The 15,642-nt window shown below is 69.3% G+C and carries 12 protein-coding genes; 4 read left to right on the forward strand and 8 right to left on the reverse strand.

The genetic code is table 11. The features are described 5' to 3' along the window. Positions 1-40: 40 nt before the first annotated feature. Genes NR810_RS08805 through NR810_RS08815 form a run of 3 tightly spaced genes read left to right on the forward strand, consistent with a single transcriptional unit; the run spans position 41 to position 2,153 of the window. Entirely contained in the window at positions 41-601 is a 561-nt protein-coding gene (locus tag NR810_RS08805; RefSeq protein WP_257450112.1) for a hypothetical protein, read from the forward strand. Further along, a complete protein-coding gene (locus NR810_RS08810) occupies positions 601-1,623 on the forward strand; it encodes a M28 family peptidase (protein ID WP_257450115.1) in 1,023 nt (340 codons plus the stop codon). The genes NR810_RS08805 and NR810_RS08810 overlap by 1 nt, the downstream gene beginning before the upstream one ends. After that, positions 1,620-2,153: a hypothetical protein gene (locus NR810_RS08815; RefSeq protein WP_257450119.1), complete on the forward strand. Its 534-nt coding sequence runs from the start codon at positions 1,620-1,622 to the stop codon at positions 2,151-2,153. The genes NR810_RS08810 and NR810_RS08815 overlap by 4 nt, the downstream gene beginning before the upstream one ends. A gap of 4 nt (positions 2,154-2,157) precedes the next feature. Here NR810_RS08815 and NR810_RS08820 read toward each other — a convergent pair whose 3' ends face one another. The 6 genes from NR810_RS08820 to NR810_RS08845 form a co-directional block, all read right to left on the reverse strand. Continuing rightward, positions 2,158-2,514, reverse strand: a complete 357-nt coding sequence (locus tag NR810_RS08820; RefSeq protein ID WP_257450121.1) for a response regulator — start codon at positions 2,512-2,514, stop codon at positions 2,158-2,160. A 2-nt stretch (positions 2,515-2,516) separates the two neighbouring features. Beyond that, a complete protein-coding gene (locus NR810_RS08825; protein ID WP_257450123.1) occupies positions 2,517-4,016 on the reverse strand; it encodes an ATPase domain-containing protein in 1,500 nt (499 codons plus the stop codon). 30 nt (positions 4,017-4,046) lie between these two features. Further along, positions 4,047-5,174 (reverse strand): PAS domain-containing sensor histidine kinase, encoded by a 1,128-nt coding sequence (locus tag NR810_RS08830; RefSeq protein WP_257450125.1) that lies wholly within the window; start codon positions 5,172-5,174, stop codon positions 4,047-4,049. Positions 5,175-5,302: 128 nt separating this feature from the next. Continuing rightward, entirely contained in the window at positions 5,303-6,493 is a 1,191-nt protein-coding gene (locus tag NR810_RS08835; RefSeq protein ID WP_257450700.1) for a glycosyltransferase family 87 protein, read from the reverse strand. 151 nt (positions 6,494-6,644) lie between these two features. Next, entirely contained in the window at positions 6,645-8,942 is a 2,298-nt protein-coding gene (locus tag NR810_RS08840) for a S8 family serine peptidase (RefSeq protein WP_257450128.1), read from the reverse strand. Between the two features lie 222 nt (positions 8,943-9,164). Beyond that, on the reverse strand, positions 9,165-9,893 hold the full coding sequence (locus NR810_RS08845; protein WP_257450130.1) for an SDR family NAD(P)-dependent oxidoreductase: 729 nt from the start codon (positions 9,891-9,893) through the stop codon (positions 9,165-9,167). Between the two features lie 220 nt (positions 9,894-10,113). Here NR810_RS08845 and NR810_RS08850 point away from each other — a divergent pair, with 220 nt between their 5' ends. Then, positions 10,114-12,018, forward strand: coding sequence for a potassium transporter Kup (locus NR810_RS08850; RefSeq protein ID WP_257450132.1), 1,905 nt, complete (start codon positions 10,114-10,116; stop codon positions 12,016-12,018). A 1-nt stretch (position 12,019) separates the two neighbouring features. Here the strand turns inward: NR810_RS08850 and NR810_RS08855 are convergent, their stop codons facing one another. Further along, positions 12,020-13,552 carry a DEAD/DEAH box helicase gene (locus tag NR810_RS08855; protein WP_257450134.1) on the reverse strand — a complete coding sequence of 511 codons (1,533 nt, stop codon included), beginning with the start codon at positions 13,550-13,552 and terminating at the stop codon, positions 12,020-12,022. Between the two features lie 122 nt (positions 13,553-13,674). Next, entirely contained in the window at positions 13,675-15,573 is a 1,899-nt protein-coding gene (locus NR810_RS08860) for a S8 family serine peptidase (protein WP_257450136.1), read from the reverse strand. Positions 15,574-15,642: the final 69 nt, after the last annotated feature.

Consider the following 15,642-nt stretch of genomic DNA (forward strand, 5'->3'; position numbering starts at 1 on the left):
TATATCGCCCCGACTCATGAGCCCCATCGACACGAAGGCCATGAGACGAGCAGGTCACCTCTTTGTCACATCCCTGATGCTGCTGGCGGGAGGAGAAGCACGCGCGAACGAGCTCACCGTGGGAGCAACCTCGTTCCTCTCTCTCGCCTCGCTGAGCTCCACGGCGACGCGCCTCACCCTGGATGTCGCCTGGCACCACACGCTGGGCCTGGGGGAGCGGCCGGAGGGCGTGCGGCTGACCGCGGGAGTCCGCGCGAGCACTCCGGGTAGCGCCGAGCTGCCGCTGGAGGGCTACGGACGCGTGGAGCTGGTGGCGCGAGTGGGGTCCTGGGTGCCAGCCCTGGGCCCCGAGGTAGGGGTGAGCGGCTTCACCCACCTGGACCGCTACAGCGAGAGCCCCGTCTATCCCCGAGGCGTTCTCGGGGTGGTGCAGGAGCACCAGGGGTACGTCTATGCCGGCCTCGCGCTCGCGCCCCTGCGCTTCCAGCTCGGGCGTTTCACCGTCAGCGCCGCGGAGCTGCAGGCGGCGACTCCCCTGAAGGACGTTGGCTCGGCCGTCCGCCTCCAGTTCGGCCTGCTGCACCTGGGAGGAACCCTCTGATGCGCACCGCGAGATACCTTTCCCCTCTGGTGACGGCCATGGCCCTGTCGGCGGGCTGTGCCACCGAGTCCATCCCCCTCGACGAGGCACGCCTGTCCGGACTGCCCGAGCTCTCCGCCGCCGTGGACGAGGCGCGGCTGAAGCGCGTGGTGGACGAGCTGGTGGCCGCGCACCGGAGCGACAGGCCCCTGGACTGCACGCGGCTCGGCATTCCCAACGCCACTCCCGACCACCTCTTCTGCCACCACACGCGGGAGAAGGCGCGTGAGTACATGCACCGCGAGCTCCAGGAGATGGGCTACACCGTGAACGACCAGGTGTCGCGAGACGGTGAGCTCGACATCGCCAACGTGGTCGCGGAGAAGCGGGGCACGCGCTACCCGGACGAGATCGTGCTGGTGGGCGCGCACTACGACGCCTTCTACGCGGGGGCCGATGACAACTCCACCGGGGTGGCCGCGGTGCTGGAGCTGGCGCGCATCCTGTCGTCCCACTCCTTCGAGCGGACCGTGCGCTTCGTGGGGTTCGACCTGGAGGAGCTCGGCCTGGTGGGGAGCACCCGGTACGTGAACGAGCAGGTGAAGGACGAGAACGTGGTGGCCGCCCTCATCCTCGACAGCATCGGCTACCGCGACACCACGCCCGGCTCGCAACAGGGAGTCCCACCGCTCTCCTTCCCCTCGGCGGCGGACTTCATCCTCGCCACCACCAACGCGCACTCCTCGCGGCAGGCCGACGAGATGTGGGCCCTCAACCAGCGTCTGGGACTCACCCGGATGATGACGCTCGGCGCGCCGGGCCAGGGCAACGGACCGGCGACGGGAGACCTCATGCGCAGCGATCACGCTCCCTTCTGGCTGGCCGGCAAGCCGGCGATCTTCCTCGGAGACACGGCCGATCTGCGAAGCCCCCACTACCACCGGCCCACGGATACGCCCGACACCCTCGACACCGCCTTCGTCGCCGAGGTGGTGAGGCTGTCGGCCGTGTCGCTCGCCTACTGGGCGGGAGGTGTCCGATGAAGGCGCTTGCGCTGGGGTCGCTGCTCGGTGCGCTGTACCTCCTCCCCTTCCGCGCCCATGCACAGGAGCCCGAGGCCCATCGGCTCTCGGTCTATCTCCGGGGTGGCGTCTCGGCCGTGCTCGCCCCCTCGCGCGCCATGGGAGGACTGGGCGTTGGCGTGGGCGTGCGCGACGTGCTGAAGGACCGGTTCATCCTCCAGGCGGACGTGAGCTACCTCACGCTGCTCGGACACGTGGGCGAGGTGCGCCTGGGAGCGGGTGTGCAGCGAGGCGGCACCTGGTCGCCCGCGGCGCTCGCCACGGTGTCGGTGCTGATGGGGGATGCCCTGACCACGCGCACCGTGGACATTCCACGAACACCCCGAGGGCCGGCCGGAGCGCTCGGGGTGGTGCTGGCACCGCTGCGCTTCTGCTCGGACGCGGGCAGCTGCGTGTCGGTGTTGGAGCTGGGCGCGGGGTATGGGACGGACTTCGCCACCGCGGGCCCCTCCATCCAGGTGGGGCTGATGGAGCTGGCACTCGCCTTCTGAAGGACTACCCGGCGAGCAAACGGCCCACTTCCATGAGGAGTTGGTCGAGCTCGAAGGGCTTGCGCAGGAAGGCGGAGGGCTTGCAGTCCGGGGGGATGCTGGAGCGGGGCATGGCACTCATCAGGAGCACCGGCAGGTCCTGGTACGCGGGGTCCGCCCGGAGGGCCAGCAGCATCTCCCGCCCATCCATCACCGGCATCATGTAGTCGAGCAGGACGAGGTCGGGCCGTTTCTCGGCGATGCGCTTGAGGCCGTCCTTGCCGTTGCGAGCAACCAGGACGAGATAGCCCTCTTCGCTCAACAGATCCGTGAGCGCATCGGTGATGCCAACCTCGTCGTCCACCACGAGGAGGATCTTCACGGCTACCGGCTCCGCTTCTTGAGCAGGCCCTTGCGCTTGGACCGTGGCGGGTCCTCCACCTTCGCATTACCCGTCAGGATGGACTGGGCACTGTGGAAGGTGTCGGCGAGCTCGATCCCCTGGGAGGTGATGCGGAACTCCCGGAGGGAGGAGTCGTAGTCGCTATCACGCACCTTGACGATGGACAGCATCCGGTAGAGCTGCGAGCGCAGCTCCACGAAGCGCAGGAAGAGGATGTTCTCGACGAGGCTCGAGACACCACTGATCGGCAGCCTCACCTCGGAGGTGAACATGTCTTGCAGCTCGCTGGTGTACACCGTGGTGACGCCCAACACCCGCAGCTCATTGGTGAGCGCGGCCAGGAAGTGGCTGATGCGCTCGGGATGGGCGGCCGACTGCATGAAGCCGTCCACCCCGTCGATGAAGAGCCTCTTCACGCCCCGCTCGTGCACCGCCGCGAGGAGCTTGTTGCCGAGCCCATCGAGGATGCGCTCGGTGGGTGGATACCACAGCATGTCGAAGACACCCTGGGCCTGCTTCTTCGCCAGATCGAGCCCCAGCGCCCGGGCCTTGAGGAAGATGCGCGGCGGCGTCTCGTAGAAGCCGAAGAGGAGGCCCGGCTCCGACTTGCTCGACTCGTCGAGGAACTGCAATCCGAACGTCGTCTTGCCCGCCCCGGTGGGACCGAAGAGGACGGAGGAGGACGCGCACGGAAGGCCCCCCTTGAGCATCCGGTCCAGCTGGGCGATTCCCGTCGACACCCGCTCCGTCTTGCAGGGGTCCTCGCGGGACGGCTCCTGCAAGAGCGCCTCGATGCGCGGGAGCACCACGATGCCGTCGCGGGTGATTTGAAAGGCGTGGCCGCCGCGCAGGTAGCTGCTGCCCCGGAACTTCTTCACCTCCAGCTCGCGCTCCGCGCGCCGGCCCAGCCGGTTGTCGGTGAGCTCGAGCACGCCGTCCACCATGGTGTGCTCTGGCCCCACCGGCTCCGAGCTCGCGCTGGTGAGCAGCAGGATGGTGCAGCCGGCGAAGCTGGCGTGGATCTGCAGCTCGTGGATGAACTTCTTGAAGTCCTTCTTCGTCTCGGCGCTCTCCTCCACCGTCACCAGGCCGTCCACCACGAGCAGGGTGGCCTTGCGCGCACGTACCTCGCGCCGGAGCACCTCCACGAGCCCCTTCAAACCGCCCCCTTCCAGCGTCGAGAAGGCGCTCAGGTAGGAGATCTGCTCGGGGATGCGTGACGCATCGTAGAAGGAGAGCGGCTCGAGGTTGAAGAGCAGGCGCTCGTGCGTCTCCGCCAGCAGCGTGGTGTAGAGGACGCGGCCTCCTTGCGCGGCATGATGGAAGCACATCTGGTTGGCGAGGATGGTCTTCCCCGCCCCGGGGCGGCCCTGGAACATGTACACGCCCCGGCGCAGGAAGCCGCCGTGCAGCACGAGGTCCAGGCCTGGTATCCCCGTGGGAACCCTGTCTTGGGGCCGCTCCGTCATCGGCTCGCGCATCCCGCCTTTCCTCCTTCCGTTCCGCTCAAACTATCCATCACGCGGAAGTCTCACCGTGAAGGTCGTACCCTCGTTGACGCTCGACCGCACGCTGATCTTGCCGCCGTGCGCCTGCACGAGGTGGTAGGTGATGTGAAGGCCCAGGCCCATGCTGCGGCCTCCATCGGGCCGCGCATTGCGGCCCCGCTGAAAGGGCTCGAACAGCCGGGGCAGATCCTCCGCGGGGATGGGAGCACCCCCGTTGTGCACCTCGAGCACCACGTCCCTTCCTTCTCCCCATGTCCGCACCCGGACGGGAGCCTCCTCGGGGGTGTGCTGTAGCGCATTGAGGACGAGGTTCTGCACCACCTGGGAGAGGCGGTCCGCGTCCCAGGCTCCCCGCCCGTCGCCGGAGCGCTCCACCGCCACGTGACGCTCGGGCCGGGTGACGCGCACCTCGTCCACCACCTGGGCGACGAGGAGATGGAGGTCCACGGCCTGGCCGCGCTCCACCGCGATGCCGCCGCCCAGGCGGACACGGGTGAAGTCGAGCAGGTCGTTGATCATCCGGAGCGCCCGGTCCGAGGAAGAGAGGATGCGCTCGAACGAGCGGCGCTGCCGCGCCTCGAGCCCCGCCGCCTTGAGGCCGTGCGTCGCCGAGAGGCGGATGGCCTGGAGGGGATTGCGCAGATCGTGGCTGACGATGCCGATGAGCTGCTGCTCGAACTCGGCGCTCAGGCGCGTCTCCTCCATACGGCGAAGCGCTTCGGCCCGCTCGGCCTCGACACGCTTCTGCTCGCTCACGTCCCGGAAGAACACGGACAGGCCCCCACTGCGGGTGGGATAGGCCCGGACCTCCGTCCATACGTCCAAGAGGGCGTGGCGCTCGACGAACAGCACCGGCACGTCCTCCTCCATGCACCGGTGGAGCTCCGTCCAGGACTTCGTGCCCGGGGCCGTCACTTCCGGCCAGACCTCCCAGAGCACGCGGCCCAGCAACTCGCCTGGGCTCCTGCGGGACACCCGCGTCAGGCTCGGGTTGACGAGCGTGATGCGCCAGTCCTTGTCGAGAGCGAGGAAGGCGTCGCCCATGGACTCGAGGACTTCCGCCATCCGGGACGCCAGCACCTCGGCCTCCGTGACGGAGAAGGCGTCACCCACCTGTCCGGGACCTGCCACTGTCTCTGGGGCTGGGCTCTCCACGGGGATCCGCCATACCACGAGCGCCCTCCCCTACAACCACAAGAGCCAGGGGAGTCCGGTCCCGGGCCCCGGAGCCCCGGCGAACTGTCGCGCGACGTACAGACTCAGTGTTGCTCGGCGGGAGCTTTCACGAACCCCTTGCGCGCGACACGGAGTTGGAGCACCAGCGCCGTGACCGCCGTCACGGCCGCACAGAGACCGAAGGGGCGGAGCTCGAGGAAGTGCTGGAAGCGCGCGCGGCCGAGGATCTCATAGGCGAGCAACCCCATGAGCGTCCCGAGCCCCGGAGCGGCCAGGGCCCAGGCGAAGGTGGCCCGGGAGCGCAGCAGCAGGGCCGCGTCGAGCAGCAGGAAGAGCAGCGGCACGAGCATCACGAGGTTGTTGCGCCAGCCGAGCGGTGACAGGACGGCCGTGCAGTACACCGCGACCGCGGTCACGGCGAGCCGGCCGAGAGCGGCGTCGGTCCGGGCCAGGGCGGCGAGGAGCGCCGACAGCACGGTGGCGAGCGCGAGGCCGAGGCCCGCCGCGAGCAGCGTGTAGCGGGCACCATCCGCGGGAGAGAGGAACCAGCAGGCGATGCCGAAGACGCCCTGGTTCTGGTTGGCGCAGATGAGCGGGCCGGTCGAGTCCTCGAGCATCTTCCGCCAGGCGAGGATCTCACTCCAGGCGAACGAGGGCCCCAGGAAGAACACCGGGAGCAACAGCAGCGCGAGCCCGAACACCCCCACGGCGGCCACCCGCCGCCACTCCCGCGAGAAGACCGCCACGAGCGCGAGCAGGGCGAGCGGCGGCTTGAAGAGACACGCCACCGCCAGGAGGGCACCGGACGCGATGGGCCGTGCGCCCCGCAGGGCCTCGCTCTCGAGCGCCAGCCACAGGAGCAGCGTGTCGCAATTGCCGTAGAGGAACACCTGTTTGATGAACGGGAGCGCCAGCACCACGACGAGCGCGTGCGCCCACCGGGGAAGCGTGCGCGGCATCATCGAGGCCCAGACGTGGAAGGCGCGCACGAGCACGGCCGCGTTGAGGAGCACCCAGGACCACCGGGCCACCGTCTCCGGCAGGGCCGCGAAGGGCGCGAAGAGGTACGCGGTCACGGGCGCGTACTTGTAGACCCAGGGGAGGTCCTCGTAGCGGTAGAGCGGCTGGCCGGCGAGCGCGTTCGCACCCGCCTTGTAGAAGACGGCCCAGTCCGCCTGCACCTGGAACACGACCGCGTGGAGCGCCAGGGCGAACACCCCGATCGACACGACGACCCACGCCGCGAGGGGCTTGCGCTCGCCAGCGTGGGTCATCGGGTTCACGGGTTCCTCGGTGTCGGTACGGAGCACGGGCCGGTGAGTGCCACAAGCCCCGACCTCCACACAAGCCGCCCCATGTGTCCTTCCAAACGGGACGGGCGACCCTGTAGCAGGAGCGCCCGCCCCGGGGAAAGACCTCGTGCCGCTACTTCCGGATGAGCCCGCCGCTCACCACCAGGCCGTAATCGGCGTCCACCGCCGCCGTCTCGAGACGCGCGTCCTGGACGATCTCGTCACCCAGCACCTCGACCTTCCACGCACCGGCCGCGGGGTTCTGGAGGAAGACGTTCTCGACCGTGTCGACGGTGTTGGAGCTGCCGCCCGGCGTGGAGAAGTTGCCCGCGGTGAGACCGTTGTTGCCCCAGTACACCACCCCCGAGGGAGAGGTGACCCGCAGCGACAGGTCGTTCACGCGCGCATGGGCCGCGCCCACCGTGCCCATGGGGTCCGTGTAGACGAGCGTGACGTTCAGCTCGGTCTGACCGGCGGTGACGTCGACGGTGTAGCTCTTGACGCCCAGGGGGGTGATGACGTCGGTCTCGTCGATGACGCTCGTCACCGGAGCGCGGGAGAGCAGGCGCTTGAGGTCGGACGTACCCCAGCCCTGCTTGTAGCGGTCGAGGTCGGCGTTGGTTCCGCCCGCCACCCAGTTGTAGCGCCACGCGTTGTTGATCATCAGCGCCTTGGCCGTGGCCATCTGCGGGCGGCTGGTGAAGACGTCGGTCTTGAGGCCGTGGCCGGCCCAGACGCCCTCGTGCCACATCTGGAAGAGCAGGCCGAAGTGGCCCGCCGTCTGCGGGGTGGCGGAGCTGGTGCCGCTGAACTCGGTGTAGCTGGTGTTGCTGGTGCCCGAAGCGCCCCGGACGGAGTCGTAGTAGAAGGACAGGTCCGGCTTGATGCGCCCATCCGCCGCCGGGCCGATGCTGCCACCGGAGCCCCAGTAGTCATCCGTGCGCGCCAGGGTGTTCCTGTGGCGCACGCCGCCCACCGAGACGATGTTCTTCGCCCACGCCTGCGGGCGCGAGTTCCGGGTGCCGGAGTTGCTCTGCGACTGAGTGCTGAGGATGGGGTGCTTGAAGAGGTAGTCGTCCACCTCGGCCGAGATGGTGGTGTACGAGGTCGTCAGCGCGCTGCCCACGCTGGACGTCTGGAAGACGGCGCGGTAGCGCCCGGCCGGATCCGTCAGCTCCTGGTTGATGGTGTAGCGGGACTTGGAGCCACCGAACTGGGAGGACTCGCTGTAGAGGAAGAAGATGCCCTGGCCGCTCGGAATCAGGCCGCGCGCGCCCGCGTTCACGCCCTTGGCGAAGTTGTGGCTGTAGCAGCTGGTGCCGTGATAGCTGCTGCTCGAGGAGCTCGTGCTGTGGATGAGGGGGGCGGTGGACCACTCCTGGTGCGTGGTGAGCAGCTCGGTGTCGAAGATCTCCCCGCGCACGCCCTGCCCCGTCCAGCCCTTCAGCGTCTCGACGTAGTTGGCGCCGCCCGTCTCGCGGACGATGTCCATGTCCACCTCGCCGGGGCCACCCCACCGGTCGATGAACTGCACGTCGTTGGAGCGCGCCAGCGCCTGGAGCTGGGCCTGGGTGAGCGTCGCCTCGACGCGCAGGCCTCCCGGCTCGATCAGCTCCACCTTGCCGCCCAGGCGCCGCACCTGCCGGGCCACGTCCGCCTGCCGCCGCTCCCCGCCCTCGCCGAGCATGATGGAGTAGCGCTGCTCCGGCTGGGCCGCCTTCAGGCCCACGAGCGACTCGCGCAGCTCACGCTCCAGCCGGTACTCCGGGTGGTAGGGGCCAATCCACCGCACGTAGGGCAGCTCCGCCACGCTCGCCCGCGAGCGCGCGCTCATCTCCACCAGGAAGGTGTGATCGGCGAGGAAGCGCAGCACCTTGCCGCCCTGGGCCTCGATGGCCTGACGGAACTCGGGCAGCGGCGTCGCCAGGAACTGCACCAGGTGCAGGGTGTTGTCCGCGCTGGCCGCGAGCTCCGCGTTCGCGACGAGCCCGGCGTTCTGGAGCGGATCGAACGAGGCATCCTGCAGGCGCACCACATAGCTCGTGGGACGCACGCGCCCGATGGCGGCGACTCCCTCCCGGCTGTAGGCGTAGTGGGGCTGACGGCCTCCGATGGGCAGCTCCTCCTCCCACGTGTAGAGCTCGACCGCCGAGCCGGACACGGGAACCGTCCGCAGGCCGTGAACGGGCTGGGAGGTGCGATGGAAGGCGAGCCCGGACCCGGTCACCAGCAGGTAGCGGCCCTCGGACGCCAGGGACGCGCCCTGCAGCGACTGGATGGCGGTGATGGCCGTCCGGGTCCCTTCGAGATCCACGACCCGCGCGGGCGAACGGGCGGCCTCCCGCTGGGCATCACCCTGTCCCGGTGCCGCGAGCACCGGCAACGGCGTGACGAGAGAGCAACCCAGGGCCAGGGCAAGAGGACGCCACATGCCCGCGGATCGTGAGAACACGCTTCGCATCTCGGTAACTCCTTGGCTGTATGTGATTGGATCAGCGCGCCAGGACAGAGCTGGAATCCGAGAAAGAGTTTCTAATGAAATATCCACCATCCGTCAATACCTGACGAACGTGGCGCGAATGATAATGGGGTTGCTCCTGCAACTTTACATCAACAGCGCCAGACACGGTGCCTGGCGCTGACGGACCCCGGTTCAGACGGCGGTCCAGCCACCGTCGATGTCGAGCACCATTCCGGTGGCATACGTGCACGTGGCCAGGAAGAAGGCCGCGTCCGCCATCTCGCTCGCGGAAGCCGCGCGCTTCATCGGGATGTTGCTCATCAGGCCGGCCATGAACTCGTCCAGCTTCTCGGGAGGGACCTGCCAGTCGATCGCCGTGCCGCGGGTCAGCCCGGGCGAGAGGACGTTCACCCGGATGCCCTTCGGGGCCAGCTCGACCGCGAGTGAGCGGCCCATGGCGTTGACCGCGCCGCACAGGCCCGCGCCCCCGGCGTAGTTCACCAGGGCGGCATGGCCGGCGATGCCCGAGCAGAACATGATGGAGCTGCCCGGAGGCATCTTCGGGACGGCGTAGTGGCAGGCGGAGAGCTGCCCGAAGAAGCGGCCATCGAACAGCTCACGCCAGGACTTCGTGGGGACCTGCTCGACCGGGCCGAACACCGCCCCTCCGGCACAGGTCACCAACAGGTCGATGCGAGACTCGGAGTCGATGAGCCGCCGCACCTGGGCCTCATCGGCGACGTCCGTGACCATGCCCCGGGCATTGCGTCCGAGCTTCTCCACCGCCTCGTCGAGCCGCTTCTGGCTCCGCCCGGCGATGACGACGTTCGCCCCCTCGTTGACGAAGCGCTCGGCGATTGCGAAGCCGATTCCCGAACCGCCTCCCGTGATGATCGCGGTCTTTCCATCCAGCGCGCCCATGAGCCTCTCCTCTGCATGTTGTGTGGCCTTCACGACGGGGGGGACAGTACCAGTGCTCCCTACACCCCCCCCCAAGGACCCGGCCCGGGGCCCGGGTGGAGGGCGCACCTGTTCACCCCCAGTGTTTTTTTCCTCCTCCCTGGACCCCCAACTCACGGAATTGGGTGCCATGGGGCGGGGTGTGCGCTAAGGCTGGCGGTCTTCCACGGTGAATGCGTCCATGCACTCCTCTCCCTCCCCTACCGGCTCCGAACCCGACTCCCCTCGTAGTATCGCGCTGACGGCGCTGGGAGCACTGGGCGTGGTCTACGGGGACATCGGCACCTCCCCCCTGTACGCACTGCGCGAGTGCTTCCACGGGCCGCACGCCATCGAGCCCTCGGCGGCCAACGTGCTGGGGGTGCTCAGCCTGTTCTTCTGGGCCCTCATCATCGTCATCTCGATGAAGTACCTGGCCTTCGTCATGCGCGCGGACAACCGCGGCGAGGGCGGAATGCTGGCGCTGATGGCGCTGGTGATGCACCGCACGCCCGGTGGAACCCCGGACCGCAAGCGCCGGGTGCTGGTGTGGATGGCGCTGTTTGGCGCGGGCCTCATCTACGGTGACGGGGTCATCACCCCGGCCGTCTCGGTCCTGTCGGCCACCGAGGGCCTCAACGTGGCCACGCACGTGTTCGAGCCCTATGTGGTGCCCCTCACGCTGGTCATCCTGATCGGCCTGTTCCTGGTGCAGAGCCGGGGCACGGCCGGCATCGGGAAGATCTTCGGGCCGATGATGCTGCTGTGGTTCGGCACCCTGGCCGTGCTGGGCGCGCGCTCCATCCTGGCCTACCCGGACGTGCTGAGGGCGGTGTGGCCCGGCCACGCGGTGGAGTTCTTCCTCCACAACGGCGTGCACGGCTTCCTGCTCCTGGCGGTGGTCATCCTGGTCATCACTGGTGGCGAGGCGCTGTACGCGGACATGGGCCACTTCGGCCGCAGGCCCATCCGGCTGGCGTGGTTCGCGGTGGCACTGCCCTCACTGCTGCTCAACTACTTCGGGCAGGGCGCGCTCCTGCTGCGCGACCCCACGGCGGAGAACCCGTTCTACCAGCTCGCCCCGCAGCCGCTGCTCTACCCGCTGGTGGCGCTCGCCACGCTGGCGGCGAGCATCGCCAGCCAGGCGCTCATCTCGGGGGCGTTCAGCCTCACGCGCCAGGCCATCCAGCTCGGCTACAGCCCACGCATGGAGGTGGTGCACACCTCCGAGCAGGAGGAAGGGCAGATCTACCTGCCCGGCCTCAACCTCGCGATGCTCGTGGGCGTGGTGTTGCTGGTGCTCACCTTCCGCTCCTCGAGCGCGCTGGCGGCCGCCTACGGCATGGCGACCACGGCCGCCATGTCCATCACCACGGTGCTGGCGTATGTGGTGGCCCGTGAGCGCTGGAAGATGAGCCGCGCGGTGGTGCTGCCGGTGTCGGCGGTGTTCCTGGCCATCGACCTGTCGTTCCTGGGCGCCAACGTGGTGAAGGTGCCCGATGGCGGCTGGTTCCCGCTCACGCTCGGGTTGATCATCTTCACCCTGATGACGACGTGGAAGCGCGGCCGCGAGCTGCTGGCCGAGCGGATGCGCGCCGCGGCGCTCACCATCGAGGCCCTGTTGGAGAGCTTCGGGGATCATCCGCCCACGCGAGTGCCCGGCACGGCCGTCTTCATGACGGGCAACTCGGAGATCGCGCCCTCCGCGCTCCTCCACAACCTCAAGCACAACAAGGTCCTGCACGAGCAGACGGTGCTGCTCACCATCCAGACGCTGGACGTGCCCCACGTGCCGGCCAGCGAGCGCGTGGAGATCGAGTCATTGGATCTCGGCCTCAAGCGCGTGTACGCGCGCTACGGCTTCATGGACGATCCGAGCGTCCCCGACATCCTCAAGCGCATGCGGGAAGCCGGGCTGCAGTTCAATCTCATGGGCACCAGCTTCTTCCTGGGCCGTGAGACGCTCATCGTCACCAAGAAGCCGGGCATGGCCCGGTGGCGCGAGGCGATCTTCGTGTGGATGAGCCACAACGCCCGCTCGGCCACCGCCTTCTTCCGCATCCCGCCCAACCGCGTGGTGGAGATGGGCACGCAGGTGGAGCTGTAGGCTACCGGCCCCGCCGTCCCCCGCCGCCGCGGCCACGAGGGGACGGGCCCGCTCCGCGCGAAGGACCCCCCTTGCGCCCTCCTCCCGTGCCTCCCGGGCGCGCCGTGCCACGGGCGCTGCTCCGCCCCTGCCCGGCGCTCCTTCCCCGCGTCTCCTTCGCTCCACGGGCGGTGTCCCGGCCCGCCGCGCGCTCCTTGCGCGGAGCGGACGGGCGCTCCGTCCCGCGAGTGGACGCCCTGCCACGGCCCGGAGCCTCACGGCGGCTGTCGTCCCCGCCGCGGCGCTCCCGGCCCTCGCTCGCGCGGACGGGGCGTGCACGGGCCTTCTCCGGGGCGCGGGGGCGTGCGTCCTCCAGGGACTTCAACAGGTCGTCGTCCTCCCGCCCGGACCGGAACGCCTCCAGCTCCTCGAGGAAGACGGAGTCCTCCCGCGGCACCTCGGCGCGCGGCAGCTCCATGCGGATGATGCGCTCGATGGCGCGCACCGTCTCCTCGTCCCGCTCGGTGACGAAGGTCGAGGCACGCCCGCTGGCGCCCGCTCGCGCCGTGCGGCCGATCCGGTGGACGTAGTCCTCCGGGGAGTGCGGCAGGTCGAAGTTGATGACGTGGCCGATGTCATCCACGTCCAGCCCGCGCGACGCGATGTCGGTGGCCACCAGGCAGCGGTACTGCCCCCGCCGGAAGCCCTCGAGCGCCTGGCGGCGCTGTCCCTGCGTGCGGTCCGAGTGGATGAGGGCGCTCTTGTGGCCCGCCCGCTTGAGGACCTCCTGCACCTTCTCCGCGCGCTCCCGGGTGCGGGTGAAGACGATCGCGCTCAGCTGATCCCTCGCGAGCAGGCTGAGCAGCAGCGGGTACTTCTCCGACGGATCCACCTCGTACGCCCGCTGCACGGCGCGCGCGGCGGGAGTCCCGCTCGGAGTGACCTCCACCCGGACGGGCCGGCGCAGCACCTCCTGGGCGAAGCGCGTCACGTTGTGGCCCAGGGTGGCGGAGAACAGGAGCGTCTGGCGCCCGCGGGGCAGCGCGGCGAGCACCTGTGACAGCTCGGGCATGAAGCCCATCTCCAGCATCCGGTCCGCCTCGTCCAGCACGAGCATGCGCACCGTCGAGAGGTTCACCGCGCCCGCCTTCAGCAGGTCGGCCAGGCGGCCCGGGGTGGCGAGGATCAGCGAGGGACGCTGGCGGAGCGCCTCCACCTGGGCGCCCATGTCCGTGCCGCCGATGACCACCGCCCGGGTGACACCGCGCGGCTCGCCGAAGAAGGCGGCCTCGTCGGCGATCTGCTGCACCAACTCGCGCGTGGGGGCGAGCACCAGCCCGGCCGGGCCCGGCTCACCGGCCAGACGCTCAACCAGGGGCAGCAGGTAGGCCGCGGTCTTGCCCGTCCCCGTGGCCGCGCAGCCGATGACGTCCCGTCCGGCGAGCGCCGGAGGGATGGCCTGGGCCTGGATGGGGGTGGGCGAGGCGAAGCGGGCGCGCCGCACCGCATCGAGGGATTCAGCGGACAGACCGAGGGACTTGAAGGAGTTGCTCACGAACGAGGGGCTATCACGCCCGGACGCGCGGGGCGACCCACAACGCCCGGAGCCTGTCCGCTGCATCGCGGATCCGGGACGCCCCCCTCGGGGGGGCACCCCGTTCCGCCGTTACCTGGAATTCAGCGCTTGACGTACCGGACGATGCCGCCCTTCGGGGTGACACCCCACACCGTTCCGTCGGCCGCCGCGGAGATCTGCTTCAGCGCGCCGGGCATCCGGGTCCAGGCGGAGCCGCTCCACTTGTAGACGTTGTTGGCGTCGTCGAGGGCCCAGATGTTGGCGGCGTTGCCGACGGACACGGAGGTCATCCCCGTGGGGATGCCACCGTACGCCCACTGGGTGCCATCCCACCTCAGGACACGCAGGGAGTCCGCCGGGTTGACGCCCCACAGCTCACCATCGGAGCCAGCGGAGATCTGGGTGACGCAGCAGATCTTCTTGTCCCAGTTCGAGTTGGCCTCGTTCCACAGGAACAGGAAGCCCTCGTCGTCCAACCCCCACACGGTGTTCGCGTTGACGACCGCGACCTGCTTCATCCCCGGGGTGATGCTGAACGCGTCCCATTCGGTGCCAGCCCACCGGAGGACGCGCATCTGGTCCGGAGGATTGGTGGCCCACAGCGTGCCATCCGCGGCGGCGGAGAGCGTGGAGACGCAGCACAGCTGATAGTCCCAGGCCGACCCGTTCCACTTGTAGTGCTTGCTATCGGTGTCGAGCGCCCAGATGGAGCTCGCACTGCCAACGGAGAGCTGCATCGTGGTGCCGCCCGTCCCCGCCACCTCGACCCAATCCCCCTCGAAGGGGATGACGAGCGAGTAGAGCAGCCGGTTGGGAGAGCCCTTCACGTCCTGCACTGCGTCCGGGGTGCTGCCGTCGAGGATGGCCCGCGCCACGTTGGCGGGGGGGGCCGTGGGGTTCTTCTCCAGGTAGAGCGCCGCCACGCCCGCCACGTGGGGCGCGGCCATGGAGGTGCCACTGATGGTGTGGGTCGCATCGTTGGCCGTGTACCAGGTGGACGTGATGTCCTGGCCGGGCGCGAAGAGGTCCACGCAGGAGCCCCAGTTGGAGAACCAGGCGCGCTTGTCCTCGCGGTTCGTGGCGCCCACGGTGAGGGCCTCGGGGGTGCGCGCCGGGCTGAAGCCGCAGGAATCCGCGTCGCTGTTGCCCGCCGCGAGGACGTACGTCACGCCCGCCGCGATGGACTTGCGGACGGCGTCATCCATGAGCGCGTAGGCACCGCCACCCAGGCTCATGTTGGCCACCGCGGGCTTCTGGTGGTTCTTGGTCACCCAGTCGATGCCCGCGAGGATTCCGCTGATGCTCCCCGCGCCAGTGCAGCCCAGCACGCGCACGGAGTGGAGGGTGACGTCCTTGGCCACGCCCCAGCTGGAGCCTCCGATGGTGCCGGCCACGTGGGTGCCGTGCCCATTGCAGTCCTCCGCGCCCCGCCCGTCGAGGATGGCCGTCGCGCTCTTGCCGACGCGCCCGCCGAATTCGGCGTGGGACGAGCGGATGCCCGTATCGAGGACGTAGACGTGAACGCCCTTGCCCGTGGTGCTCTGCACGTAGCGCTGGTCGAGCTCCCGGGGACGCGTATCGATGCGATCCAGGCCCCAGGTGGCGCTGTCCTGGATGCCCTCCAGCTTGACCCAGCCATCCTGGCCCACCGACTTCACGCGCGAATCCGAGGCGATGGCGAGCGCCTTGTTGTCATCGAGCCCGTTGGCCGAGAAGCCCAGCAGGGCGCCGTCGTAGACTTCCAGCAGGTAGCCGCCGCGCTTGCCGAGCAGCTCCTGGGCCGTGGCCCGGACCATGTCCGGCGTGACGAGCGCGTCGTCGAAGACGAAGAGGTACTGGCCCGCGATGGCGTCAGCCGGCCGGACGATCTTGGAGACATCGGGTTTGTCGTCCGGCTCCTCCTGCGCCGGGGGCTTGTTGTTGCAGGCGGCGAGCCCGAGACAGGAAGCGAGCATCAGCCCCCGGGTGAGGCGAGACAGCGGACGGAACGCGAATGACATGGTGGGTTCTTCGAAAGGTGGTGAGAAGTTGAAGCAGGCAGGAGTCCCTGCACTGCCGCTCCGGCACCT

The sequence above is a fragment of the Archangium lipolyticum genome (assembly GCF_024623785.1).
GTDB lineage: Bacteria > Myxococcota > Myxococcia > Myxococcales > Myxococcaceae > Archangium > Archangium lipolyticum.

What these genes read in the sequence shown, in the direction of transcription:
- NR810_RS08845 (WP_257450130.1), bottom strand. Translation starts at nt 9,893, where the DNA reads ATGGGCGCGCTGGATGGAAAGACCGCGATCATCACGGGAGGCGGTTCG.
- NR810_RS08825 (WP_257450123.1), bottom strand. Translation starts at nt 4,016, where the DNA reads ATGCGCGAGCCGATGACGGAGCGGCCCCAAGACAGGGTTCCCACGGGG.
- NR810_RS08860 (WP_257450136.1), bottom strand. Translation starts at nt 15,573, where the DNA reads ATGTCATTCGCGTTCCGTCCGCTGTCTCGCCTCACCCGGGGGCTGATG.
- NR810_RS08805 (WP_257450112.1), top strand. Translation starts at nt 41, where the DNA reads ATGAGACGAGCAGGTCACCTCTTTGTCACATCCCTGATGCTGCTGGCG.
- NR810_RS08850 (WP_257450132.1), top strand. Translation starts at nt 10,114, where the DNA reads ATGCACTCCTCTCCCTCCCCTACCGGCTCCGAACCCGACTCCCCTCGT.
- NR810_RS08840 (WP_257450128.1), bottom strand. Translation starts at nt 8,942, where the DNA reads ATGTGGCGTCCTCTTGCCCTGGCCCTGGGTTGCTCTCTCGTCACGCCG.
- NR810_RS08815 (WP_257450119.1), top strand. Translation starts at nt 1,620, where the DNA reads ATGAAGGCGCTTGCGCTGGGGTCGCTGCTCGGTGCGCTGTACCTCCTC.
- NR810_RS08810 (WP_257450115.1), top strand. Translation starts at nt 601, where the DNA reads ATGCGCACCGCGAGATACCTTTCCCCTCTGGTGACGGCCATGGCCCTG.
- NR810_RS08835 (WP_257450700.1), bottom strand. Translation starts at nt 6,493, where the DNA reads ATGACCCACGCTGGCGAGCGCAAGCCCCTCGCGGCGTGGGTCGTCGTG.